We start from the raw sequence: 6,112 nt of genomic DNA, 5'->3' as shown, positions 1-6,112 counted from the left end.
CGCCGGGCGGCAACGACGCCGCCGACACCACCGGCGCGCCGGGCGGCAACGACGCCGCCGACACCACCGGCGCGCCGGGCGGCAACGACGCCGCCGACACCACCGGCGCGCCGGGCGGCAACGACGCCGCCGACACCACCGGCGCGCCGGGCGGCAACGACGCCGCCGACACCACTGGCGCGCCGGGCGGCAACACCAGCGTTGGCGGCGCCGTGCCGGGCGGCGGCGAGGACGAGGTGACGGCGGAGGAGCGGCGCTGGGCGTACGAGGTGGACCTGTTGCTGGCCGAGCGCGACACCGAGGCGCGCGGCGTCGGCGAGGTGGCGCTGCCGGCCGCGCTGACCGTCACCGACCTGGTCGGTCTCGCCGACGACCCGGGCGCGCTGGCCCGCCGGATCCGCCGCCCACTGCCCCGGCCGCCGGAGCGCGCCGCGAGCCGGGGCACCGAGTTCCACCGCTGGCTGGAGCAGCGACTCGGCAGTCAGGCGCTGCTGGACCTGGACGAGCTGCCCGGCGCCGCCGACCGGGACACCGGCGTCGACGCCGACCTGGCGCAGTTGCAGCGCCGGTTCCTGGCCAGCGAGTGGGCGGCCCGCACGCCGCTCGCGGTGGAGGTGCCGTTCGTGACCGTACTGGCCGGGGTGGTGGTGCGCGGCCGGATGGACGCCGTGTTCGCCGAGCCGGGCGGCGGGCTGCGGGTGGTCGACTGGAAGACCGGCCGGCAGCCGACCGGCGATGCGGCGCGCGCGGCGGCGGTCCAGCTCGCCGCGTACCGGCTGGCCGCGGCCGAGCTGTTCGGCGTGCCGCTCGCGGAGGTGGGGGCGGCGTTCCACTACGTCGCGACCGGGGTGACCGACAGCCCGGCCGACCTGCTCGACGCGGACGAACTTGCGGCGCTGGTCACTCGGTTGCCGCCGGCGGCCGGGGAGCCGGTTACCGAGCAGTAATGTCGGCGTCGTGACAAGCGAACCGTTCCGCGTCCGGGTCACCGTGCGCGGCTATGAGCTGGACACGCAGGGCCACCTCAACCAGGCGGTCTACCTGCAGTACGCCGAGCACGCCCGGTGGGAGGTGCTGCGCGCGGCCGGCGTCGGCCAGGACGCGCTGATCGCCTCCGGCGCCGGCCCGGTGGTGCTGGAGACCACCGTGCGTTACCTGCGGGAGCTGCGCGGCGGCGACGAGGTCGACGTGAGCTGCGCGTTCGAGTACACGCCGGGGCGCAAGACGTTCCGGCTGGTGCAGCACCTGGTGCGCGCCGACGGTACGGCCGCCGCCGAGGTCACCGCGGTCGGTGGGCTGCTCGACCTGCACACCCGCCGGCTGGTCGCCGACCCGCAGGCCCACCTGCGCAAGCTCGCCACCGACCCGGACCTGCTCGGCCTGTCCTGACAGCCGGCCTGTCCTGACAGCCCGGCCGCACCAGTCCGGCCGCACCAGTCCGGCCGCATCAGTCTGGCCGCACCAGTCCGGCCATGACAGCGCGACCGCGACGGCGCGGCCGGGTCGGATGCTCAGCCGGCGGGCCTGACCATGGGGGCGTCCCGGGAGAGCTCGCGGAAGCCGAGGCCGTCCTGGTACAGCCGGCGCGGGCCGGGGTCGTCCGGCGAGCCGTCGCAGACCACCGTCGCGTGCCGGGCGCCGGCTGCCCGCGCCCGCTGCAGCCCGGTCAGCATCATCGCTCGGGCCAGCCCCAGCCGGCGGTACTTCGGGTGCGTACCGACCGGCTCGAACTCGATGCTCCGGTTCACCGGGTCGTACCAGATGATCGTGGAGGCTGCCATCGTCCCGTCCGGCGCCTCCACCACAAGGTGCAGGTCACCGCGGTAGGCGGCGGTGGCGCGCACGTCCCGGTAACTCTGGGCCGTGTACCCGGACGGGGTCCAGGCGTCCAGGTGCGCGCGCACCGCGGCCTCGGCCCCGACCTCGTCGGCGGTACGGATCCGGTACCCGTCCGGCAGCGCCGGCGGCTCGAGGTCGTCGAGGTCGCGCTGGTTGAGCAGGGTGACACCGTCGTCGTCGGGCCGGTAGCCGCGCGCCGCCCAGCGGGCCAGCGCGAACTCCTCGGCGTTGGTCGGCGTCACCGCGCGGTCCAGCCCGGCCGCCACCTCCTCGTACCAGTCGATGATCTCGTCGACGAGTTCGAGCCGGTCCGGATGCACCTGGTAGCTCAGCGACGTGTCGGTCACCTCGCGGACCGACCCGTCGTTGCGCCGCACCGTGCAGGGCAGGAACGCCCATCCCCACGCCACCAGCTCGGTCCCGGCGTACCAGAACCGGCGCCGCCAGGTGGCGCCGAGGGCCGCGCACCCCTTGCCCCAGACCCAGGCCAGCTCCCCGTACGAGGCGCCGGCGCTGATGTGGTCCGGCCGCAGCGCGGTGACCCGCTGCGCGAGCTCCTGCATCAGGGGAATGTCCGCGGCCGTCAGCAGCTCGGAGTCGGTCATGGGCCGCACTGTGCCAGCGCGCGTCGGATCCGTCGAACGACTTTCCGCGCCGCTCTCGCCGGTCGAGTCGGGTATGTCGGACAACATGCCGTCGAGTACGGCACATTGCGCGCCGTCGACTGGACGCGGGGTGGTGGCCCGCTCCTAGTCTGGGCCACGGATGTCTGTGGAGTGCGCGTCGGGTCTGCCGCCCGGCACGCTCGATGCGGGTGGGGTGCGGCGTGAGTCTTTCTCGGTACCGGCGTTCTCGCCTGGCGCTCGTCGGCGTGCTGGCCGCGGCCGGCCTCGCGCTGTCGGCCTGCTCCTCCGGCGGCGGTGGCGGGCACGACGCGTCCGGCCCGTCGAAGGCGCCGGCCGGCAAGCACTCGCCGAGCCCGTCGCCGAAGCCGACCGGTGCGCCGGTGCACGTGTCGCTGCTGGAGGGCGACGGCAACACCTACGGCGTCGGGATGCCGATCATCGTCTACTTCGACAAGGCGATCACCGACGCCGCCGCGTTCGAGAAGGCGGCGACGGTGACGGTGAACGGGCAGCCGGCCGGCGGCGCCTGGTACTTCCAGCACAGCGGCCGCTCCGACCAGGCGCTGGAGGGCCACTACCGACCGGAGAAATACTGGCCCGGGCACGCGAAGATCGAGCTGAAGCTGCCGGTCAAGGGGCTGTCCGCGGGGCCGGGGCTGGTGTTCGACGACAGCCTGACGCTGTCGATGGCCACCGGCGCGGCGAATGTGTCCACTGTGGACTGCTCGGCCGAGAAGATGGTGGTCACCTCGGACGGCAAGACCGTCCGGACGCTGCCGACCTCGTGCGGCGCGGCGAAGACCCCGACGTACTACGGCACCAAGGTGGTCATGCAGAAGGGCGAGACCGACCCGAAGACCGGCAAGATGCGCCCGGACGGCACCGTCAACATGGTCTCCGACAACCCGTCCGACCCGTACAACCTGATGGTGCCGTGGTCGGTGCGCATCACCAACTCCGGCGAGTACGTGCACTCCGCGTCGTGGAACGGCGGCAACATCGGCCGCCGCTCCACCTCCAACGGCTGCACCAACCTCAACGTCGACGACGCGAAGTGGTTCTACGGGTTCGCGCAGGTCGGTGACGTGGTGACGTACAAGAACACCGGCGGCAACGAGATGCGCGAGTGGGACGGCTACGGCGACTGGAACGTGCCGTGGTCGACCTGGCAGCAGGGCGGCTCGGTCAAGTCGAAGCACTGACCGCCCGGCCGGGCCAGCGGCCCGGGGGGCCCAGCCGGCCCCCTCGGGCGGGTGCGGTCAGGCGGCCGCGTCGGTGCGCCACCAGGCCAGGTTGGCGGCGACGTCGGCGAGCGGCTCCACCAGCTCCCACGCCTCGGTGATCAGCCCGTCCTCCAGCCGCCAGATGTCGACGGCGGCGATCCCCGGACCGCCGCCGTCCAGCCAGCGCCGGGTGGACAGCGCCACGTGGTCGCCGTCGGCCAGCAGGTGCAGGATCTCCACCCGCAAGCGGTCGATCGGCACCGCCCGCACGTCGGCGAGCCACTCCTCCTTGGTGGACGTGGTCGAGTCTGGCTTGTGGTGCACGAAATCCTCCCGCAGCAACGGTTCCAGCGCGTCGGTGCCGCCGGTGGCGACCATCTGCTGCAGGGCCTGGGTGACGATCGTCTTGTTGTCGGTGGTCATACCGGAAAGTGTTCCGGCGCCGCCGCCGGTTGTCGATGACATGGCATTTCATGCCGCCGGGCTGGGTAGGCTCCCCGACCATGGACACGGTCGGGGAACTGCTGCGGCAGTGGCGGCACCGGCGGCACCGCAGCCAGCTCGACCTCGCGCTCGCCGCGGACGTGTCGGCCCGGCACGTCAGCCTGGTCGAGACCGGCAAGACCCGGCCGAGCGCCGAGATGGTGCTGCGGCTGGCCGAACAGCTCGACGTACCGCTGCGGGAGCGCAACCGGCTGCTGCTCGCCGCCGGTTTCGCGCCCCGGTACGCCGAACGGCCGCTGGACAGCGACGCGCTGGCCGCCGCCCACGGTGCGCTCGTGCGGGTGCTGCACGCGCACGAGCCGTACCCGGCGATGGTGTTCGACCGGCGGTGGAACATCGTGCTGGCCAACCGCGCCGTCGACGCTTTCCTCACCGGGGTCGCGCCGGAACTGGTGCGGCCGCCGGTCAACATGGTCCGGCTGGCGCTGGACCCGCGCGGGTTCGCCGGCAACATCGTCAACCTGGCCGACGTCCGGTCGGTGCTGCGGGCCCGCATCTCCCGGCAGCTGGCCGCCGCCCCCGACCCCGAGCTCGCCGCGCTGTACGAGCGGTACCTGGCGCCGGTCGGCCCGGACGACGACGGGGCCCGGATCTCCTCCGACGTGCTGACCCCGATGCTGTTCCGGTTCGGCGCGGCGGAACTGCGGCTGTTCTCCACGATCACCACGTTCGGCACACCGCTGGACATCACCCTCGACGAGGTCTCGATCGAGTCGTACTACCCGGCCGACGACGAGACCGCCGCGCACTTCGCCACCGGTACGCTCCAGCACCCGTCGCCGACCGGTGCGTCGCCGCCGCGCGGGTCAGGGCAGTAGCTGGATGCCGCCGATGGTGCGCCGGTCGCCCAGCTCGGCGTGCGCGGCCGCGGCGTCGGCCAGCGGGTACTCGGCGTGCAGCCGCGGCGCGAGCTCGCCGCGCCCGGCGGCGGCCAGCGCCTGCTCGGCGTCGGCGCGCTGCTCGGCGTCCGACTTGGCGAACACCAGGCTCAGCGGCCCGGACACCGACTGCCCGCCGCGGACGATCGCCGCGGTGGGCAGCGGCGTCCAGGTACCGCTGGCGAAGCCGTAGATGCCGATCCGGCCGCCGGGCCGGGCGGCGGCGTCGATCGCCTGCGCGCCGAGGGTTCCGCCGATCGCGTCGAGCACCACGTCGGCGCCACGGCCACCGGTGGCCGCGCGTACCTGGGCTGGCCAGTCGTCGCCGGTGTAGTCCACCGCGTGCTCCGCGCCGGCCTCGCGGGCCGCGGCGATCTTCGCGGTACCGCCGGCGGCGGCGACCACGGTGGCACCGGCGGCCCGGGCCAGCTGGACCAGCTGCAGCCCGATGCGCCCGGCGGCCGCGGTGACCAGCACCGTCTCGCCGGGCCGTACCCGCATCGCGGTCAGCAGGCCGAGCGCCACGGCCCCCGCCTGGAACACCCCGATCGCGACCGCGAGCCCGAGCCCGTCGGGTACCGGGAAGGTGTAGGCGGCCCGGGCGCGGGCCAGTTCGGCGTAGCCGCCGGCGTTCCCCGCGGTACAGGCGACCACCCGCCGGCCGACCAGCGCGGGGTCCGCGCCGTCGCCGACCGCCACCACCCGGCCGCCGACCTCGACGCCCGGCACGTACGGCAGCTCGACCGGGTAGCTGCCCGCCCGCACGATCACGTCGCCGTAGCTGACGCCGGCGCGCTCGACCGCGACGAGCACCTCGCCGGCGGCCGGCACCGGCTCGTCGACCTGCTCGTACCGCAGGACCTCGGGCGGGCCGAACTGGTGGATCCGGCTGGCGTACATGCTGTCCTCCTCGGGGTGGCCCGCCACCGGGTCGCTGGTGGGAACCGCTGATCTGCGAGACACTGTGTCTCGTTCGAGCACCAGTGTCTGCTCGGTGCGAGGCGGCGGACAAGCGTCGGTTCGCCGGCGCCGTCCCAGTCGA

7 protein-coding genes are annotated in these 6,112 nt (G+C 74.3%); 4 read left to right on the top strand and 3 right to left on the bottom strand.

Annotated elements, in window-relative coordinates; all coding sequences use genetic code 11:
- Both NUM_RS17915 and NUM_RS17910 read left to right on the top strand, forming a co-directional pair.
- Positions 1–947 (top strand): PD-(D/E)XK nuclease family protein (locus tag NUM_RS17915; protein ID WP_207126027.1); only part of this gene is annotated, 947 nt, incomplete at its 5' end.
- 10 nt (positions 948–957) lie between these two features.
- Positions 958–1,389, top strand: a complete 432-nt coding sequence (locus NUM_RS17910; RefSeq protein WP_207126026.1) for an acyl-CoA thioesterase — start codon at positions 958–960, stop codon at positions 1,387–1,389.
- Between the two features lie 122 nt (positions 1,390–1,511).
- Here NUM_RS17910 and NUM_RS17905 read toward each other — a convergent pair whose 3' ends face one another.
- The gene (locus NUM_RS17905) at positions 1,512–2,444 is read right to left on the bottom strand and encodes a GNAT family N-acetyltransferase (RefSeq protein WP_207126025.1); all 933 of its coding nucleotides are present in this window, start codon (positions 2,442–2,444) and stop codon (positions 1,512–1,514) included.
- 221 nt (positions 2,445–2,665) lie between these two features.
- On the opposite strand from NUM_RS17905, the gene NUM_RS17900 reads away from it, so the two are divergent.
- The gene (locus tag NUM_RS17900; RefSeq protein ID WP_207126024.1) at positions 2,666–3,667 is read left to right on the top strand and encodes a L,D-transpeptidase; all 1,002 of its coding nucleotides are present in this window, start codon (positions 2,666–2,668) and stop codon (positions 3,665–3,667) included.
- 57 nt (positions 3,668–3,724) lie between these two features.
- Here NUM_RS17900 and NUM_RS17895 read toward each other — a convergent pair whose 3' ends face one another.
- Positions 3,725–4,111, bottom strand: coding sequence for a nuclear transport factor 2 family protein (locus NUM_RS17895; RefSeq protein ID WP_225918654.1), 387 nt, complete (start codon positions 4,109–4,111; stop codon positions 3,725–3,727).
- Positions 4,112–4,191: 80 nt separating this feature from the next.
- Here NUM_RS17895 and NUM_RS17890 point away from each other — a divergent pair, with 80 nt between their 5' ends.
- Positions 4,192–5,010 (top strand): helix-turn-helix domain-containing protein, encoded by an 819-nt coding sequence (locus NUM_RS17890; protein ID WP_207126022.1) that lies wholly within the window; start codon positions 4,192–4,194, stop codon positions 5,008–5,010.
- On the opposite strand, the gene NUM_RS17885 is transcribed toward NUM_RS17890, so the two are convergent.
- Complete coding sequence (locus tag NUM_RS17885) at positions 4,999–6,033, bottom strand: zinc-binding dehydrogenase (protein WP_207126021.1); 1,035 nt, start codon at positions 6,031–6,033, stop codon at positions 4,999–5,001. The two genes, NUM_RS17890 and NUM_RS17885, sit on opposite strands and share 12 nt — an antisense overlap.
- Positions 6,034–6,112: the final 79 nt, after the last annotated feature.

The organism is Actinocatenispora comari (assembly GCF_017312725.1).
Classification (GTDB): Bacteria; Actinomycetota; Actinomycetes; order Mycobacteriales; family Micromonosporaceae; genus Actinocatenispora; species Actinocatenispora comari.
This window is presented reverse-complemented; position numbering and strand designations above follow the sequence as displayed.